General features: G+C 70.1%; 16 protein-coding genes. 5 read left to right on the forward strand and 11 right to left on the reverse strand.

The features are described from left to right. Window positions 1-6 precede the first annotated feature (6 nt). From ACLJRM_RS31390 to ACLJRM_RS31410, 5 genes are all read right to left on the reverse strand, one after another. Window positions 7-1,731 carry an ABC transporter ATP-binding protein gene (locus ACLJRM_RS31390; protein WP_410665106.1) on the reverse strand — a complete coding sequence of 575 codons (1,725 nt, stop codon included), beginning with the start codon at window positions 1,729-1,731 and terminating at the stop codon, window positions 7-9. Window positions 1,732-1,760: 29 nt separating this feature from the next. Further along, complete coding sequence (locus ACLJRM_RS31395) at window positions 1,761-3,443, reverse strand: ABC transporter substrate-binding protein (RefSeq protein ID WP_410665107.1); 1,683 nt, start codon at window positions 3,441-3,443, stop codon at window positions 1,761-1,763. A gap of 10 nt (window positions 3,444-3,453) precedes the next feature. After that, on the reverse strand, window positions 3,454-4,449 hold the full coding sequence (locus tag ACLJRM_RS31400; protein ID WP_101607103.1) for an ABC transporter permease: 996 nt from the start codon (window positions 4,447-4,449) through the stop codon (window positions 3,454-3,456). Further along, window positions 4,449-5,387 (reverse strand): ABC transporter permease, encoded by a 939-nt coding sequence (locus tag ACLJRM_RS31405; protein WP_101607102.1) that lies wholly within the window; start codon window positions 5,385-5,387, stop codon window positions 4,449-4,451. The genes ACLJRM_RS31400 and ACLJRM_RS31405 overlap by 1 nt, the downstream gene beginning before the upstream one ends. Window positions 5,388-5,473: 86 nt before the next feature. Further along, window positions 5,474-6,109, reverse strand: coding sequence for a TetR/AcrR family transcriptional regulator (locus tag ACLJRM_RS31410; protein WP_410665108.1), 636 nt, complete (start codon window positions 6,107-6,109; stop codon window positions 5,474-5,476). 110 nt (window positions 6,110-6,219) lie between these two features. On the opposite strand from ACLJRM_RS31410, the gene ACLJRM_RS31415 reads away from it, so the two are divergent. Continuing rightward, entirely contained in the window at window positions 6,220-6,606 is a 387-nt protein-coding gene (locus tag ACLJRM_RS31415) for a Dabb family protein (protein ID WP_410665109.1), read from the forward strand. Between the two features lie 6 nt (window positions 6,607-6,612). On the opposite strand, the gene ACLJRM_RS31420 is transcribed toward ACLJRM_RS31415, so the two are convergent. Continuing rightward, complete coding sequence (locus ACLJRM_RS31420; protein ID WP_410665110.1) at window positions 6,613-7,701, reverse strand: response regulator transcription factor; 1,089 nt, start codon at window positions 7,699-7,701, stop codon at window positions 6,613-6,615. On the opposite strand from ACLJRM_RS31420, the gene ACLJRM_RS31425 reads away from it, so the two are divergent. Further along, window positions 7,681-9,279: an FAD/NAD(P)-binding protein gene (locus ACLJRM_RS31425; protein WP_410665111.1), complete on the forward strand. Its 1,599-nt coding sequence runs from the start codon at window positions 7,681-7,683 to the stop codon at window positions 9,277-9,279. The two genes, ACLJRM_RS31420 and ACLJRM_RS31425, sit on opposite strands and share 21 nt — an antisense overlap. On the opposite strand, the gene ACLJRM_RS31430 is transcribed toward ACLJRM_RS31425, so the two are convergent. Beyond that, a complete protein-coding gene (locus ACLJRM_RS31430; RefSeq protein ID WP_101607098.1) occupies window positions 9,254-9,694 on the reverse strand; it encodes a hypothetical protein in 441 nt (146 codons plus the stop codon). The genes ACLJRM_RS31425 and ACLJRM_RS31430 overlap by 26 nt on opposite strands. Window positions 9,695-9,806: 112 nt before the next feature. Between ACLJRM_RS31430 and ACLJRM_RS31435 the strand changes: the two genes are divergently transcribed. Both ACLJRM_RS31435 and ACLJRM_RS31440 read left to right on the forward strand, forming a co-directional pair. Further along, window positions 9,807-10,430 (forward strand): carbonic anhydrase, encoded by a 624-nt coding sequence (locus tag ACLJRM_RS31435; RefSeq protein WP_101607097.1) that lies wholly within the window; start codon window positions 9,807-9,809, stop codon window positions 10,428-10,430. 101 nt (window positions 10,431-10,531) lie between these two features. Continuing rightward, window positions 10,532-11,869: a serine hydrolase domain-containing protein gene (locus tag ACLJRM_RS31440; RefSeq protein WP_410665112.1), complete on the forward strand. Its 1,338-nt coding sequence runs from the start codon at window positions 10,532-10,534 to the stop codon at window positions 11,867-11,869. 57 nt (window positions 11,870-11,926) lie between these two features. Here ACLJRM_RS31440 and chrA read toward each other — a convergent pair whose 3' ends face one another. Together chrA and ACLJRM_RS31450 are read right to left on the reverse strand one after the other, a co-directional pair. Beyond that, a complete protein-coding gene (gene chrA / locus ACLJRM_RS31445) occupies window positions 11,927-13,129 on the reverse strand; it encodes a chromate efflux transporter (protein WP_101607095.1) in 1,203 nt (400 codons plus the stop codon). After that, entirely contained in the window at window positions 13,126-13,863 is a 738-nt protein-coding gene (locus ACLJRM_RS31450) for an ArsR family transcriptional regulator (RefSeq protein ID WP_410665209.1), read from the reverse strand. Before ACLJRM_RS31450 ends, chrA begins: the two co-directional genes overlap by 4 nt. Window positions 13,864-13,988: 125 nt before the next feature. On the opposite strand from ACLJRM_RS31450, the gene ACLJRM_RS31455 reads away from it, so the two are divergent. Then, window positions 13,989-15,950, forward strand: coding sequence for an NACHT domain-containing protein (locus ACLJRM_RS31455; protein WP_410665113.1), 1,962 nt, complete (start codon window positions 13,989-13,991; stop codon window positions 15,948-15,950). Here ACLJRM_RS31455 and ACLJRM_RS31460 read toward each other — a convergent pair. Further along, a complete protein-coding gene (locus tag ACLJRM_RS31460; protein WP_146044421.1) occupies window positions 15,841-16,482 on the reverse strand; it encodes a hypothetical protein in 642 nt (213 codons plus the stop codon). The genes ACLJRM_RS31455 and ACLJRM_RS31460 overlap by 110 nt on opposite strands. A 139-nt stretch (window positions 16,483-16,621) precedes the next feature. Then, complete coding sequence (locus ACLJRM_RS31465) at window positions 16,622-17,587, reverse strand: hypothetical protein (protein WP_146044422.1); 966 nt, start codon at window positions 17,585-17,587, stop codon at window positions 16,622-16,624. Window positions 17,588-17,639 lie beyond the last annotated feature (52 nt).

The following is a 17,639-nucleotide window of genomic DNA, read 5'->3' on the forward strand; positions in this document are numbered from 1 at the left end:
GGCGCGTCAAGATCCTCTCGTCAGCCGCCGCCAGGCTTCGCGCCGTCGCCGTTGTGCCGCGGGGTCGGCGACCGGCGCGGCCGACAGCAGGCGGTGGGTGTACGGGTGCACCGGGTCGGTGAGCACCTCCTTCGTCGGCCCCTGCTCCACGACATGGCCGCGGTGCATCACCGCGACCCGGTCGGCGAGCTGCTCGACCACGGCGAGGTCGTGGCTGATGAACAGGCAGGCGAAACCGAGTTCGCTCTGCAAGGTCCGCAGGAGCTCGAGGATCCGGGCCTGGATGGTGACGTCGAGCGCGCTGGTCGGCTCGTCCGCCACCAGCAGATCCGGATCGAGGGCGAGCGCCCGGGCCACACACACCCGCTGGCGCTGCCCTCCGGACAGCTGGTGCGGATAGCGGCCGCGCAGATCAGGGGAAAGCCGTACCGACTCGAAGAGCCCGGCGACCCGATCGTCCACTTCGGACCCTCGGTGGGTGCGGTGCAGCCGGAGCGGGGTGGCCACGCTGTCGCCCACGGTCGTCCGGGGGTTGAGCGAGGACAGCGGGTCCTGGAAGACCACGCCGATCCGGCGGCGCAGCGCCTTGGCGGCTCGCCCCTTCGCGCGGGCGATGTCGACGCCGCCGATCCGGACCGTGCCCGAGGTGGGCGCGATCAAGCCCGTGACGGCACCGGCGACGGTGCTCTTCCCCGACCCCGACTCCCCCACCAGACCGAGGATCTCGCCGGGTTCGACGTGCAGGCTCACCCCGTCCGCCGCCCGGACCGCCATCGCCCGGAAACGGCCGCGATAGGTGACGGACAGGTCTTCCACCACCAGCAAGGGCGCCACCGCCGGGACGTCCCGCACCGACCGGGTGGCGGGATGGTCGGTCGCGGCGTGATGGCCGGTCGACAGGGCCGGCTCCGCCGCGAGCACCCGCTCGACACCCTCCGTCGCCGCGACTCCGAGCGAGACCACCGACCCGAGCAGCCGCCGGGTGTAGTCCTCGCGCGGCGCGGTGAAGATCTCCTCCACGCCGTCCTGTTCGACGACCTGGCCGTCGTACATCACCACGACGCGGTCGGCGATGTCGGCCACCACGCCCATGTCGTGGGTGATCAGCAGGATCGCCGTGCCGAGCCGGTCGCGCAGATCCCGCAGCAGTTCGAGGATCTCGGCCTGCACGGTGACGTCGAGGGCCGTCGTCGGTTCGTCGGCGATCAGCAGTTCCGGCTCGTTCGCGACCGCCATCGCGATCACGATCCGCTGCAACTGACCGCCGGACAGCTCGTGCGGATAGGACCGGAACCGTTGTTCGGGAGCGGGCAGTCCCACCAAGCCGAGCAGTTCGATCGCCCGCCGCCGGGCGGCCTTCGGCGTCAGGTCCTGATGGATGCGGATCGCCTCGATCAGCTGCTCCCCGATGGGGAACACCGGGTTCAGCGCGCTCATCGGTTCCTGGAACACCATGCCGATCTCGTTGCCGCGGACGGCGCGCAACTCGTCCGGCGTCAGTGTGTAGAGATCGCGGCCGGACAGCAGCGCCCGGCCGGAAACGTCCGCGTCCCGCGGCAGCAGCCCGAGCAGCGACAGCGCGGTGACCGACTTTCCCGAGCCGGATTCCCCGACCACCGCGACGACTTCACCGGCCGAAACCGACCAGGAGACCGAACGCGCCGCCTTCGTCCGTCCGAAAGAGACACTGACTTCGCGCAACTCCAGGAGGGCGGCCTCGCCGTCCGGCACCGCCCGTCCACCGGACGGCGAGGCCCCCGTCACTGGATCAGCCCGAACTGGCGGTAGTCCGGGTACGCCGGGAACCGGCCGATCACGACGTTGCCGAACTTCGAGCCGTGCAGGAACGAGTTCCGGGTGTAGATCAGCGGGACCACCGGCGAGTCACCGAGGATCTTCTTGTCCAGCGCCGCCCACTTCTTCCCAGCCTCGGCGGGATCCAGCGTCGCCTGCGCCTCGGTGATCAGCCGGTCGACCTCGGGGTTGTTGTACCGCGACTCGTTGACCCCGCCGTTGCCGATCTCGGTCGACTGGAACAGCGGCTGGATGTTGGCGTTGGCGGACGGGATGTCCGGCTGCCACGAGGTCAGCGTCAGGTCGTAGTCCGAGATCCCCTTGGTGTCCACTTCGGACGTGTAGGTGTCCTCGTCGAGCGCCTTGATGGTGATCTTGATGTTCGCCCTCGCCAGCGCGGCCTGGATCGCGGCGGCCTTCTCCGGGTAGCTGTTCTCGTTGCGGGTGGCCAGGACCAGGCCGTCGAGACCGTTCGGCAGGCCTGCCTCGACCAGCAGCTTCTTCGCCTTCTCCGGGTCGCCGCTCGCCGGTGCCGGGTACAGGTCGAACTGCTCGCGCCCCTGCAGACCAGGCGTGATCAGCGTGGTCGCGACGTCCCCGGCGAGCTGGGCGTTGCCCGCGCTGGCGACCTGGTACGCCGCCTTGTCCACCGCGTACTGGAAAGCCTGGCGCACCTTGGGATCGACGAGTTTGCCGCGCTGCGTGTTCAGCGTGAGGTACGCCAGCGCTCCCGATTCCGAGGTGACGATCCGGGACTTCGCCGACGGGTTCGCCTGGATCTGGGCCAGCTGCGCGGGAGAGGCGAACGGGATGCTGAACGCGCTCTGGTCGTCACCGCTGTCGTCGATCAGCCGCTTGGAGATGACGCTGGTGTCCTGGCCGAGCTGGAACACGATGGTGTCCGGGTTGGCCTTGCGGGTGTCGTCGGTCGCCCGGTCCCAGTGCGGGTTCCGAACGAGCCTCGCCTCCTTGCCGCGCTCGTACTTCTCCAGTACGTACGGCCCGGACGCGACCGGATGGTTGCCGTAGTCCGCCTCCTCGCCCTTTCCCTTGGGTACCGGGGAAAACGCGGGTGTGCTCGCGATCCAGTTCCAGTCGCCGTAGGGGCGGGCGAGGTGGAACACGATGGTCTTGTCGTCGGGCGTCTCGATCGAGTCGAGCTCCTTGCCGCCCTCGAACGGCCCCTTGTACGCGAGCCCCGGGGACAGCAGGTCCTTGTGGTAGGTCAGGCCTCCGGAGAACGCGGCGGCGTACGTCCGCTCCAGCCCCCATTTGATGTCCTGCGCCTTGATCGGCGAACCGTCGTTGTACTTGACGTTGTCCTTCAGGGTGAAGGTCCAGGTCTTGCCGCCCTCGGTCGGCCTGCCGGTGTCGGTCGCGAGGTCGGGGACGATCGTGGTGTCCTGCCCCGGGGCGACCTTCCACGAGGTCAGTCTGCGGTGCACCAGGCCGAGCGCGGTGACCACCAGGCTTCCGCTCTTGGCCGGGTCGTACTGCTGGGTGGCGCTGTCGTTCAGGAGCCGGACGGTGCCACCGGGTTTGACCTCGCCCCCGGCCTGCGCCGGTTTGTCGTTGGCGCCGCAGGCGGTCAGCACCGTCGTGACGGCGACCGCCCCCGCGACCGCCTTCAGCAAAGGCTTGCGTTTCATCGTTTCCCCTTCAGATCAGGCGGGCTCGCGGATCGAGCGCGCCATAAGCCAGGTCGACCAGGAAGTTCACGACCGTCACGAGCACCGCCGAGAACAACGTGACGCCGAGCAGGACGGGCAGGTTCATCGCGGCGATGGCGTCGACCAGCAGCCTGCCGACCCCGGCCATCCCGAAGATCCGTTCGGTGATCACGGTCCCGGCGAGCAGGGCGCCGAGGTCGACGCCGAACACGGTCACCACGGGCAGGAGAACGTTGCGCAGCGCGTGCTTGCCGACGACCTTCCGCTCGGTGAGCCCCTTGGCCCGCGCGGTACGGATGAAGTCCTCGCCGAGCGTCTCCAGCATCTGGCTCCGCGTCAGCCGCGCGTAGATCGCGGCGTGCAGGAAGGCCAGCACCAGCCAGGGCAGGACGAGATGCCAGGCCCACTGGACCGGATCCTCGCCGAACGGGACGTAGCCGTTCTTGGGCACGACATCGAGCGCGAACGCGAAGACCGTGATGCCGATCATCCCGGCGAGATAGGCGGGCAGGGAGACCCCGGCCATCGCGACCGCCATGGTGATCCGATCGGCCGCGCTCCCCCGGCGCAACGCCGACAGCACGCCGAGGCCGACGCCGGTGACGAGCCAGAGGGCGGCGGCGCCGAGCGCGACCGAGAAACTCACCTCGATCCGTTCGCCGATCTCCGTCAGCACCTCGACGTTGTTCTGGAAGTCGTAGCCGAAACACGGGGCACCGCACTGGATCGCGGTGACACCGGTGCCGAACGTCCGCCCGGCGAAGATGCCGCCGAGGAATTCGGCGAACTGCCGGTACCACGGCGCGTCGTACCCCATGAACTCCCTTGCCAGCGCGAGGCTTTCCGGGGAGCAGGGGCGACCGCAGGCCATCCTGGCGGGGTCGGCGGGCAGCAGGTAGAAGACCACGAACGTCACGAAGGTGACGATCAGCAGGACGAGCACCATGCCGGCGAACCGGCCGAGCACGAAGCGCAGGGCACGCATCAGTCCCGCCCTCCCGACCGCGGGTCGAGCGTGTCGCGCACGGCGTCGCCGACGACGTTGAACGCCAAGGTGACCAGGAACAGCATCAGCCCCGGGAACACCAGGTACAGCGGATCGGTCTCGAAGAAGTCGATCGCGGTGCTGATCGTCCGGCCCCAGCTCGGGGTCGGCGGCAGGACACCGACCCCCAGGAAGGAAAGCGCGGCCTCGCTGCCGATCATCGACGGGATCGACAGGCTCGCCACGACGATGACCGGCGCCCACAGGTTCGGCAGCAGCTCACGGGTGAAGACGTGCCACGGTCCCCCGCCCATCGCCTTGGCCGCCGACACGAAGTCGCGGCCGCTCAGTGAAAGCGTCTGCGCGCGGACGATCCGCGCGACCCGCGGCCAGCCGAAGAGGCCGAGGACGACGATCAGCAAGGGCTGGCGCGGGAAGTCGGGTGGCGCCATCGCGCCGAGCGCGATCATGAAGATCAGGTACGGGAAACCCAGGATCACGTCGGCGGTCCAGGTGACCACCCGGTCCCACCAGCCGCCGAGGTAGCCCGCGGCCGCCCCGATCACCACGCCGAGGGCGGTGGCCAGCGCCGTCGCGCCGAGCCCGACCAGCAACGACGTCCTGGCACCGTGGGCCACCAGGGCGAACAGGTCGATCCCGGTGAGCGGTTCCACGCCGAACCAGTGGGATCCGCTGACGCCGCCCAGGGATCCGGCCGGCAACCCGGTCGGCCCGAGGTTGGCGATGTCCGGGGTCAGGCTCTGTCCTTCGACCAGGACGAGCAGGTCCGCGGCCACCGCCATGACCAGGATCAGCACCACGACGATCGCGCAGGTGAGTGTCCATCCACTGGACCGGACCGCGTGCCACACCGCGGACGGCAGTGAACGCGCCGCCGTCGGCGGGACGCCTTCGGGCAGCAGCAAGGGATCGGGCACAGCACCTACTCGGGGTCAGCTGATCGGGTGACGATCAGGGACCCTAAAGAAAGAAAACCGCCGCACCCAGCCTTGACACTTCCGTCTCACCAGCTGGACTGTGAGCTATCCGGCACTGGCGAGTCCTTTTTGGACAAAGACGGCGTTCCGGCCTGGGAACCGTAGGCACGGACGAAGGTGTCGACGGCCGATTCCGCGATGCCCTCGAGTTCTTTCTCCGGGAGTGTGCGAGCGCCCAGGCGAGAGCGTGATTCCAGCGGTCCGATCAGCAGGGCGAGGAAGTGTTCGGCGGCCGTGTCCGGGTCGCAGGGGCGGAGCGCGCCGGAAAGGGCGAGGCGGGCGAACCGGTCGGCCAGCGCCTCGGTCAGGTGCACCGACGTGCGTTCCTGCATGGCGACCGCCAACTCCGGGAACGTGGCCAGTTCGGCGAAGGCCAGCGACCGGAGCGCGTGCGAACGCTCGCCGGCACAGATCCGCAGCAGCCCGGTGGCCGCGACGCCGAGGGTCGCGCGGACGTCGGCACCCGTTTCGCGGAGCGGTTCGATGGCGGCGAACGTCTCGGCGGCGACACTGTCGGCGGCGGCCGCCATGGCGCCGCGGAACAGTGTTTCCTTGTCGCCGAAGTGGTTGTAGACGGTGGGTTTCGCGGCCTTCGCCTCGTCCGCGATCTCCTGGACGGACGCTCGCGCGTAACCGCGTCGAGCGAAGACCGTGAAGGCCACGGCCAAGATCCCCTCGCGCTTCGAAATCCGGTCTTGCACCTGAACCTGCCCGTTCACTACTTTGAACTCGTGAGTTCAATCTACGGGAGGAAGTCTTGATCGTCCAGTTCATGCGCTTCGCGTTTCGCGAGGAGAGCACCGAGGACCAGAAGGCCCGGGCCCTGGCGCTGATCCGCCGGACAGCGGCGGTGGAGTCACTGTCGTTCTCCACGGTCGGCAGACTCCTCGGCGACCCGGCCGAGGGCTACACCCACGGCTACTCCTTCGGCCTCGCCGACCTCGACGCTTTCGAGCGCTACATGTACGACCCGGTCCATCTGGCCGGAGATCCGGAAATCCTGCCGCACTACGGCAAGCTGCACGTCGGGCTCGCCGTCTCCGACGACCCCGATCCGGAGCTGGCCGCGAAGATCACCGCCGTCTACGAAGGCAAGCTCGCCAGGTATCCCGAGTGGGAGCGGCTGATGGCGGCGATCCCCGAAGTCCGCTTCGGCTGACCACGGTCAGGTCGTCGCCTGCCGGTGCTGTTCGGCGAAGAGCCGCGCGACGAGCCCGACACGGCTGGACACCGCGGTCTTGCCGAAGAGAGCCTTGAGGTGGTCGCGGACGGTGTGGGGCGAGAGGAACAGGGCCGAGGCGATCTCGGCGGTGGGCAGGCCCCGCGCCACGAGGTGGGCGACTTCGAGTTCACGCGGGGTCAGCCCGTACGCCTCGGCGACGATGCCCGTGAGGTCGGCGGCGGCCGCGGGTTCGATGACCAGCGCCACCGGCCCCGGTTTCCCGTCGAGGCCGGTGAGGCAGGAGGCGTGGCAGGTCAGCCACACGCCGTCGACGGTGCGGATCCGGACCCGGGCGCTGCCGCGATCCCGGCCCAGCGCGATCGCCCGTGCCTGCAGCGCCGCGCCCGCCACCCAGATCGGCAGGTTCAGGCCCAGCGCCGAAGGAACGGACGGGCCGTCAGGCAGCCGGGCGAGATACCGCCGCGCCTCTTCGTTGATCGAGGTCGCCTCGCCATCCGGGTCGAGCAGCAGCAGTCCCGGCGCGGAAGAGCCCTCCGCACCGTCCGATCCGGACGGACGAGCGAACCGGCGCAGCCGTCCCGCGAGGGGTTCGGACAACCCGGCGAGCAGGGCGACCTCGTCCGGCGCGAACTCGGCGCCGCCGTGCATGCGGAACAGGCTGACCAGCCCCCACGGCCGGTCGCCGACGCGCAGCACCGCACGGAGTTCGTCGTCCACGCCTTGGGCCCCGAGCAGGCGCCGATACCGCGCACTGCGCGCGGGCACGCCACCGGTCGCCGCACACAGCGCCGCCGCCGGGACGGCCGCGCGGGTGAGGTCGCGGAACGGGAGGACGTTCTCCTCCAGGAACTCGCTCTCCCAGTACGCACCGCATCCCTCACCGGAGCCCAGGTTCTCCACCAGCATCGGCGCGGTGACCAAGCCGGTTTCCGGGTCGGTCGCCGTCCACACGGCCGCGTCGAACGGGACGAGCCGCCGGAGCCTGGCCGAGGCGCGGGTGAACAGGTCCAGCGCGCCGCCCGCGCGCTCGGCCGCCGCTACGACGCCGGCATGACGGCGTGGATCGCTCACGAGAACTTCCTCCTGCTGATCGGTGCTTCGGTGACGATGCCCGCTCCCCCGCTCCGGGCCCATCCCTCGTTCGAGGGGGTCTTGCCCGGCGAATCCGCCGCGGGCGAGGGATGGAGCACGGCCCCCGCCACGGCGAGGCTCACCGGCATGGACATCGCAATCGTCGGAGGGGGCGCGGCCACGGTCGCCCTGCTCGACACACTGGCGGCGATCGCCGACGGACCCGCCACCGTCACCGTTTTCGAGCCGTCCGCGCGGTTGTGGCGCGGCCGCCCGTACGGGCCGGACCTGGACACCGTGCTCGTCAACTCCCCACCCGCCCTCATGTCGATCCGTCACACGGACTTCGGGCACTACGCCGCCTGGCTGGGCGAGCGTGGCGCCTCTCACCTTGATGAACTCCTGGGACAGCCGCTTGTTCCCCGCGCGCTCTACGGCGGCTACCTGGAACACACCGCGGAGGCGGCGATCGCCGCGCTACGGGAGCGCGAAGTGACGGTCCGGGTGATCGGACGGCGTGTCACCGCGATCGCCCGCGCCGGCGAACGGCTCGTCCTGCGCACCGACGACGGACGAGCGCACGAAGCCGACCGGGTGACGCTTTGCGTGGGCGGAGGGACACCGCACGACCACTACGGACTCGGCGGGGCCACCGGGTTCGTCGCCGATCCGTACCCGCTGGCGCGCACTCTCGACCGGATCCCGGCCCGGAGCCGGGTGGCGGTCATCGGCAGCGGCCTGACGGCGGTCGACGTCGTCGTGTCGCTCGCGGCGCGCGGGCACACGGGCCCGATCTCGCTGGTGTCGCGCACCGGTCTGCTCCCCCACGTCTGGCAGCGCCCGCTCGACCGGCGCCCACGACAGGTCACGGTGGACCGGGTGACCGCGCTGCATCGCGAAAAGGGCACGGTCACCCTCGACGATCTCGTCCGGCTGCTGCGTTCCGAACTCTCGGAAACCGGAGAGGACTTCGACGACGTCGTGGCCGATCTGCTCGCGGCGGAATCCGAACCGCCCACCGAACGCCTGCGGCGCCAACTGGCCACTGTGGACGATCCCGCGCTCGGACGCCGTGTCCTGCAAGAGACGGCGCACACCGTCGGCCCCTTGGCCTGGCGGTTGCTGCCGGAGGCCGACCGTGCCCTGCTGTGGCGGCGATCCCGCCTGGCGAGCAGCCTCGTCTCGCCCATGGTGCCGGTGAACGCGGCGATCCTGCTCCGGCTGCTGGACAGCGGGCAACTCCACGTCACCGCGGGCATCCGGGAAATCCAGGCCGCACAAGGGGGATTCAGGTTGCACGGTGCCGCGGGGACGTCGAATGCGGACGTCGTCGTCAACGCCGTGAATCCGGCGCCGCACGCCGTACCGCGGGCGGCTGAGCCCCTGACCGCGTCACTGCTCGCGGGTGGCCTGGCCACCGCGCATCCCGACGGCGGTCTCGTCCCGGCCGATCCGCGCCTGGCCGTCGTCGGGGACTTCGCAGGCGGCGGGCCGTTCATCACCTCCGGCATCCCCGGGGTCGCGGCCCAGGCCGCCCGGGTGTTCCCGGCGGTCAGCGGCGCCCGGCGGCCAGGATGACGAGGAACTGCCCGCCGCCCGGCTCGACGGCCGCGGTCACCGGCAGCCCGGGGACCAGCCGCGAGAACCGGTCCACCAGCCAGTCCGCGGCCTCGCGAGCGTCCTGCTCGGTCGGACACCGGGCGACCATCTCGCGGCCGCCCTTGCGCTCCAGCCTCCCGGCGACGGTGATCAACGGCGCGGGTTCGACCACGTGCAGGCGGTCCGGCCAGGCGATGACCACCTTGACGGCGCCCTTGCGGGTGTTGCATCCGCGATGCGCGAGCCGTTCGGCGATCTTGGCCTTCCGATCGGCGGTCCTGCTGTCGACGCTGGGTCCTCGAGCGTCGTTCACCGACATGTCGGGGTCGACCGGTTCGTCGCACACCCAGCACCGCCAGCCGTCGCGTTCGGCCACGTCATCGAGGAGACTCATCCGGGCAAACTAGCCTGCCCGGACGCCGGACCGCACACCGCGTGCCTGCGGCCGGTGCGGGGTCGGCCGCCTCGCTCGGCTGATCTTGATCTCAGCCGGTAATGTCCGGTTCATGAGCGACGCGCCGCCGACCCCCTCCGAGGCCTTCGACCTTCTGCTCACCGGTAACCGGCGGTTCGTCGCCGGCACCCCGGAGCACCCGAACCAGGACGCCACCCGCCGGGCCGAAACCGCCCCGGTACAGCGCCCCTTCGCCGTTCTCTTCGGCTGTTCGGACTCGCGACTGGCCGCCGAGATCATCTTCGACCGCGGTCTGGGTGACCTGTTCGTCGTCCGCACCGCCGGGCACGTGGCCGGCACGGAGGTGCTGGGCAGCATCGAGTACGCCGTCAGCGTCCTCGGCTGTCCCCTGGTCGTCGTGCTGGGCCATGACTCCTGCGGCGCCGTGGCCGCGACCCGCGCGGCGCTGACCGAAGGGCTCGGCACCAACAGTTTCGTCCGCGACGTCATCGAACGGGTCACCCCGAGTGTCCTCGCCGCCCACGCCGCCGGGCTCACCGGCGACGACGACATCATCGACGAGCACATCCGCAACACCGTCGACCTCCTGGCCGACCGCTCCCGGCTGCTCGCCGACAAGATCGACGCCGGGGAAGCCGCCATCGCCGGACTCTCCTACCACCTCGCCGACGGCAGCGCGCGCGTCGTCACCACCCGAGGACTTCCTGAGGGATAAGACAAAGGCGGCCGTGTCAGGGCGGTGTCAGCACCGCGTCAGCGCACTCCTCCACCGTGATCTCGGACAAGTCATCCGAGCTTCACCAGGAGGGACGCGACATGGTCGACGGAAGATCCGAGCAGGGGCACGTCCGGCGCAGGACCGTGTTGACCGGAGCGCTCACCGCCGGTGCGCTCGCCGGTCTCGCGGGGCGCGGCAACGCGGCGGAGAGCGGCCATGGTGGCGACGACGTCGAGCACGGCTGGGGGAAGGTCGCCGACGTCTTCCGCAGGAACTTCAAGGACGGCCCCGGCGAAGTCGGCGCGGCGTGCAGCGTCTACGTCGGCGGCCGCCCGGTCGTCAACCTGTGGGGCGGTCTCGCCGATCGCGATACCCACCGGCCGTGGCGCAGGAACACCATCGTCCAGGTCGCGTCCACGACGAAGGGTGCCACCGCGATCTGCGCCCATCTGCTGGCGCAGCGCGGCGAACTGGATCTGGACGCCCCGGTGGCCCGGTACTGGCCGGAGTTCGGCGCCGCGGGCAAGGAGCGGATCACGGTGCGCTGGCTGCTGTCGCACCAGGCGGGCCTGCCGCTCGTCGACGGGCCGCTGACCTTCGAGCAGGCCTGCGCCTGGCATCCGGTCATCCGGGCGCTCGAAGCGCAGAAGCCGCTGTGGAAACCGGGAACCGAACACGTCTACCACAGCGTCACCTTCGGTTTCCTGGTCGGAGAAGTCGTGCGCCGGATCTCAGGCAAGTCACTGGGCACGTTCTTCGCCGACGAAGTCGCCCGCCCGCTCGGGCTCAGTGCCTGGATCGGGCTGCCGGAGAGACAAGAGCACCGGGTGGCCAAGATCCACAACGCCGCACCGTTCACCCTGGAAGAACTGATCGCGGGGATGATCAAGGTGACCGGACTCGACGCGGACACCGTCACCCGCTGGGTCACCGCCCTGTGGGCCCCGGGCTCCGTGCAGGCCAGGGCCGGTGAGCTGGGCGGTGCTCTGGACCCCACGACCGACTACTTCTCCTCCCGCGCCTGGCGCGCGGCGGAGTTCCCGGCCGCGAACATGCTCACCGACGCACGATCGCTGGCCCGGATGTACGCCGCCACGGTGAGCACCGTCGACGGGGTACGGCTGCTCGATCGGGCGACGGTCAAGAAGATGACCGCCGTCCAGACCGACAGGACACCGATGCACGGCCTGCCGCCGGGACTGGACATCCCGGCCGACCGCTCCTTCAACATGTCGCTCGGGTTCTGGCGGGCCTGCCCGCCGATGCCGATGACCGGGCCTGGGTCGTTCGGGCACCCGGGTTCCGGCGGATCGATCGGCTTCGCGGATCCCGACGCCGGTGTCGGCTTCGGTTATGTCACCAACCTCTGGAACTTCCGGCCCGACGACCCGAGGGCGGCGAACCTGACCAAAGCCGTGCGAGCCTGCCTCGGCTGAGGCTTATGGGTCGGGTTGGTCGTGAGCACGCCACGTTTGCCCGTTTCCTCGCTACATTCAAATCGGCAAGGGCACGCCGGCGAGCGCGAGCACCGTCCCCGCGCAGGCCGCGGCGAGGATCGTGGTCACCACGCCACGCCGTAGCGCGAACAACAGGATCACGGCACCGGCGAGGACGGCGTACTGCCACGCTTGGGTCAGGCTGAGCGCGAGCGGGATCGCCGAGCCGAGGATCGCGCCGACAGCGGCCGGGCCCGCGCCGTCGAGGAACGCCCGCACGTTCGGATTGCCGCGAAGCCGGTCGAAGTGCTTGGCACCGAACAAGACGAACAGGAACGACGGGGCGAAGGCGACCAGTGCGGCCAGGATGCCACCGGCGAGCCCGGCCGCGGCGTACCCGACGACGGCGACGGTCTGCACCACCGGCCCCGGGGTGACCTGGCCGAGGGCGACCGCGTTGAGGAATTGCCCGGCGCTCATCCAGTGGTAGGTGTTCACCGCGTCGTCCTGCATGAGCGGGATGATCACGAAGCCGCCGCCGTAGGACAGCATCCCGACCTTGAGGGCCACCCACGCCACGGACGCGAACACACCGGCGCCCGCGACCGCGGTGGCCCACGATTGGGCGGGTACGGCGAGAAGCGCCGTACCCGCTCCACCGGTCCGCGTGCGGTGCGCGGTCAGTTCGATCAACCCGCAGCCGAGCAGGACCAGCACCAGCCACGGACCGAGCGTGGCCGCCGACGCGATACCCGCGAGGACGTACAGGGCCCAGCGAATCCGGCTGGTGGTGGCCGCACGCCGCCAGCCCGCCGGGACCAGGCCGGCGCCCGCGTGCACCGCGACGGCGGCGACCGCCGCGCCCGCGCCCGCTCCGGCCCCACGGACCCAGGCAGGCGGAGACCCGGTGAGGAACAGTGCCGCCAGCCCCAAGATCACGACGAGACCGGGAACGATGAACGCCGCACCCCCGACCAGCGCTCCCACGCGTCCGCGCACCCGCCAGGCGGTGAAGATCGCCAACTGGGTCGACGCCGGGCCGGGCAGCAGGTTGCAGGCGGCGATCGCGTCTTCGAATTCGTGGTCCGACAACCACTTCTGGCGCTGCACGCACAACTTACGGAGCAACGCGATGTGAGTCGGCGGGCCGCCGAAGCCGATGCACCCGATCCGCCCCCATTCCTTCAGCACTTTCCCGAGGCTCGGCGCGGCGGTTTCATCCTTTGTGGACTTTCCCGGCGTCCCGGGTTCCTCCGTCATCGGGCGGGCGAACCGAGCTGGGCGGTGAGAAACCCGATCCGGCGGTCGAGCTCGACGGCGAGGCGGCGGAACGCCGGATAGGTCTCCCCCAGTTCGTCGGCTTCCCTGGCCGGATCCGGCAGGCTCCAGTGGACGACGCGCGGATGACCGGGGAATTCCGGGCAGACCTCGCGGACACGATCACACAGGCTGATCACCCACTGAAAACGGTGGCGACGAAGACCGTCCACTGAGGCCGGTTCGTGAGTCAAGGCGATGCCGCGCTCGGCGAGGGCCCGCACGGCGTGGGGATGCAACGGTTTCGGATGACTTCCCGCGCTGGACACCTCGACCGACGCACCGGCTCGATGTCGCAGCAACGCCTCGGCCATCGGTGACCGGCCACTGTTGCCGGTGCACACGAACAGCACCTTGGGCCGGGACGCCGTTCGCTTCTCACTCCCCAGGTTCGGCACGAGACCGGGGTACAGCGCGCTCCCCGCCTCGGCCAACGAATCCGCGCACCGTTCGAGATCGAGGTGGTAATAGGTGTCCCGGCCGTCGAAGCTGCTCCGCCGCGCCGTGACCAGCTCCGCTGCCCGCAACTTGCGCAAGTGGTACGACACCAGGTTCTGCGGCTGCCCGACGCTCTCCACCAGCTCCCGCACCCGGCGATCGCCGTGCGCCAGTTCGCGCAGCAATCGCCAGCGCAGCGGTTCACTCGCCAGCCGCACGAACGGCGGCGGCTCGGACATCCCGGTGATCGTCACGAGAGGGAGGGTACATCAACGCAGATTGATGTACCTGGATTTGTCGTCCCGCCGCCCCCTCGGCGCGTGACAAGATACGTACTTTGGTTCGCGACGCGAGGAGGGCGCCGGTGTCTCGACGGGCGGTGTTGGGGCGGGCGGCCCTCTGGGTGGCGCTGGCGTTGGGGCTCGCGATCATGTGGAGCCGCTACGGCGCCGCCACGGCGACCACGTTGCTGACCATCATTTCGGGAGGCGCCGCGTTGGCGCAGCTCGTCACCGCTTTGCGCTGGCGATCCAGACAGGACGCGTCGAGCACGTCGGAGCAACTGGACCGGGCCGCCGAGGCACTGGCCTGGGAGGTTCGCACCCAGTGGGAAGCCGAAGCCGGCCGAAGACTTCTCGACGAGGCGGATGGGCTGCCGCTGCGCTGGGAGGCGAAGAACGGCTCGGCCACCGGTGATCTGGCCGAGCTCGTCACCTCGTACGCCGACGCCCCTCGACGGCTCGTGGTGATCGGTGAGCCCGGATCGGGCAAGACGGGCCTGTGCATGTTGCTGACGCTGGAGTTGCTGCGCCGGCCGTCACCATCGCGGGCGCCGGTACTGCTGCAGATCTCCTCCTGGAATCCGTCCGACGACTTCCACGCCTGGCTCATCCGCAGCATCCTCGAGTTCTACCCGTTCCTCGGCAACGAGGCGCGATACGGGGCCACCGCCGTCCGGGATCTCCTGGCGCAGCACCGGATCCTGCCGGTGCTGGACGGGCTGGACGAAATGGCCGAGGACCGCCGGACGGCCGCGTTGCAGACGATCGGGCTCGATCGCCGCAGCGGCGAGCCGCTGGTCCTGACGTCCCGGACCGCGGAATTCGAAGCGACCGGAATCGTCCGCGACGCGTTGGTGGTGCGGTTGCTGCCCTTGACCGCGGACATCGCGGCGGAGTACCTGCTCGACGTCGCGCCCACCACGAAACTCGACCGGTGGGACCCGGTACTGGCCCAGCTCACCGAGGACGACGGCGGACCGGTCGCCGAAGCACTCCGCACGCCACTGATGCTCTATCTCGCCCGCACGGCTTACGCCGATCCCAGCACCACTCCGGCGGAACTGCTGGAACTTCCCGACGCCCGGCAAGTCGAAGAACACCTGCTCGACGCCTTCGCCGTGCAGGTGTTCGCCTACCGGCCACCTTCCGCTCTCGCCACCGCGTCACGTCCGTCGCGGCACTGGGATCCGGCGAAGGCCGAGCGCTGGCTCGCCGCTCTCGCCCGGATGACCGAGGGCGACATCGCTTGGTGGCGGCTGTATCGCGCGGTTCCGAAAGCGGTGTTCATCGGCACCGGGATGCTCGTCGGCGGGGGCGCGTGCACCCTGCTGGGCTGGCTGATGTTCGGTTTGTTCGGCCGTCCCGGTTTCGGCGCGCTGCTCGGGCTCGCCGTCGGCCTCACCGGCGGTCTGGCACTCGGGCTCGTCCCGACCGAGGCGCCGCGGCGGTTCGTCCCTCGGATGCTGCGCCGCAGCGAGCTCACCAGAGATCTGGGATTCGGCCTGATCGGCGCCGTGGTCGGCGGGCTGGTGGTCGGGATCCTCTACGGCGGGGGATTCGGCATCGCGATCGGCCTGGTCTTCGGGATCGCCTTCGGTGTGGTCCGCCGGTTCACCGAGCCGACCGAACCACGCGAGGCCGTCACCCCCGCCAGCGTGATGCGAAGCGACCGATTCGCCGTCCTGTACGCCGCCGGGCTCGGCGGTCTGGTCGGTGCCCTGGTGGGCGCGTTCATGGGCGGGGTGGTCGGCGCGGCCACCCGCGGGCTGGTGGTCCCGATCGACAATCCGGTCCTGGTCGGCCTGCTGGGCGCGGCGGTCGGCGCGCTGCTCGGCGCCTTCGGCCTGGCTCTGATCGTTCAGTCCACCAGCGCGTCGGGACGTTCCACCACCACGCGGGTCTGGCTGGCGCTGTGGGGCGTCACTCCGTTGCGGCTCATGACCTTCCTGGACGACGCACGCCGTCTCGGGGTGCTGCGCCAGGTCGGTCCGTACTACCAGTTCCGGCACGCGCTGCTTCGTGATCGGCTGGCGCGGCGACGGTGATCACCACAGGGGTGCCCAGCAGCCAATAAGTCCGCCTGCCGGACGGTTGCAGGCCATACCGTGCCTGCGGGAACCGCACCTGAGCCTGCGCTCCCGGCTTCAAGGTGCGGCGGAACTCCAGATCCCCCAGCCGCCGGTACACGCGTTCCCAGCCGGCCGCCGGATAGACGAAGTCCAGCTTGACCCGGGCGTCGTCGTACCGGCGCCGCAGGTCCCGCACGTCTTCAGGATCCGTGAGGTCGCGGACCTCGCCGTCCACGACGACGCGCATCACCTCGAACCGGCCGTCCCGCAACGACGCCGACCGCTCGGCCAGCCACACGGGCTCGAACGCGTACTGGCGTCGCTCGTCGGCGACCAGCACCATCGCCCGCAACGCCGTGTACACCACCAGCGCGACGCCGCCTACGGTGAACGCCTCGCGGAAAGCGCCGGCGACCACGAACTGCCCCATCGCCACCAGCGCGACCGCCGCCGTCACCAGCCAGAGAGTCTGCCGATGCGCCCGCGCGAACGCCGGTTCCCGGAGCATCGTCAAGCCCCGCAGAAGGGAATCGGTTCCCCAGCGGGAAGGCGGCAGCGGTATCGCAAGATCGGGACGGAGCGTAATCGGTTCGAAGGGGGCGCTGTCCGGCACCATTCTCACCATCCTCCGACCGTCGAACCGCTGATCAATTCCCGTGTCGCCGCTGTCCTGCCTTCTGCACCAGATTGTCGCCCGGCCGCACCAGCACGCCGAACGGCGTCGACGCGGGCGGTCCGCCGACCCCCAATCCTGGCCAGTGCAGCCGGAGAAAGGCTATCCACAGAATGGCGTAGAGCACCGCGGAAAAGGGTCGAATGCGCCCATAGTAGTCGCTGAGCGGCCTCCGCATCACCCGAAACAGCCGACAGATGTCACTCAAGGTCACCTCGCCGCGGACGGCGGCCGTCACCACCCCGGCCTGCCGGTCCAGCGCCACGTCCTGATAGTCGTCGAGCAGCTGCAGCACACCGCCCACGTCGCGGATCAACGACATTTCGCGGTCGCTCATCGACGGCCGCATCAACGCGAACAGCACGACGATCGCCGCCCCGCCCTTGGCTTCGGTGATCTCCGCCAAAGTCAACGCCGGGATCGCCGGATCACTCTGCTGGCGGGATCGTGCCTGATGTTCGTGCACCGCCGTCAACGCCGCGAAGATCGGATCGTCCCGGCCACGGCCGAGCCGCCGTTCCACCTCGCGATAGAGCTCGCACAAGAGCCGCTCGACATCGTTGCGTGGCGAGAACGGGCCGCCGTCGAACAGCACGGACAATCTCCGGACAAGCTCCTCGGAGCCGAACTCGTCGAGCAGGTCGTCGTACAACCGCGCGACCGCGCCTCCGAGTACCGCCAAATCCGCTCTGAACGGCACCCCGGCCATCGTCGTGTATCCCTGGATCAGAAAACCGGCCTTGGCGCCCGCCGAACAAAGCGAGCGCCCCACATGCTCACGCAGCCCAGGGTCGCCCACCGCGGCATCGACGATCGGGGCGACCACCCCGCCATACGCCGCGACGTACTCCGCCGCGCGGCGCCGGACCCCCCGCACCGGACCGGCCAGCCCCGCGGACCTGCCCAATGCGCCCAGATCCCGCCAGAATCCTCCACCCATCCCCTGATACTCAGGTGATCACGGGAACAAAGTCGAGACGCCATGGCGGTAC

The sequence above is a fragment of the Amycolatopsis sp. lyj-84 genome (assembly GCF_046549075.1).
Taxonomy (GTDB): Bacteria; Actinomycetota; Actinomycetes; order Mycobacteriales; family Pseudonocardiaceae; genus Amycolatopsis.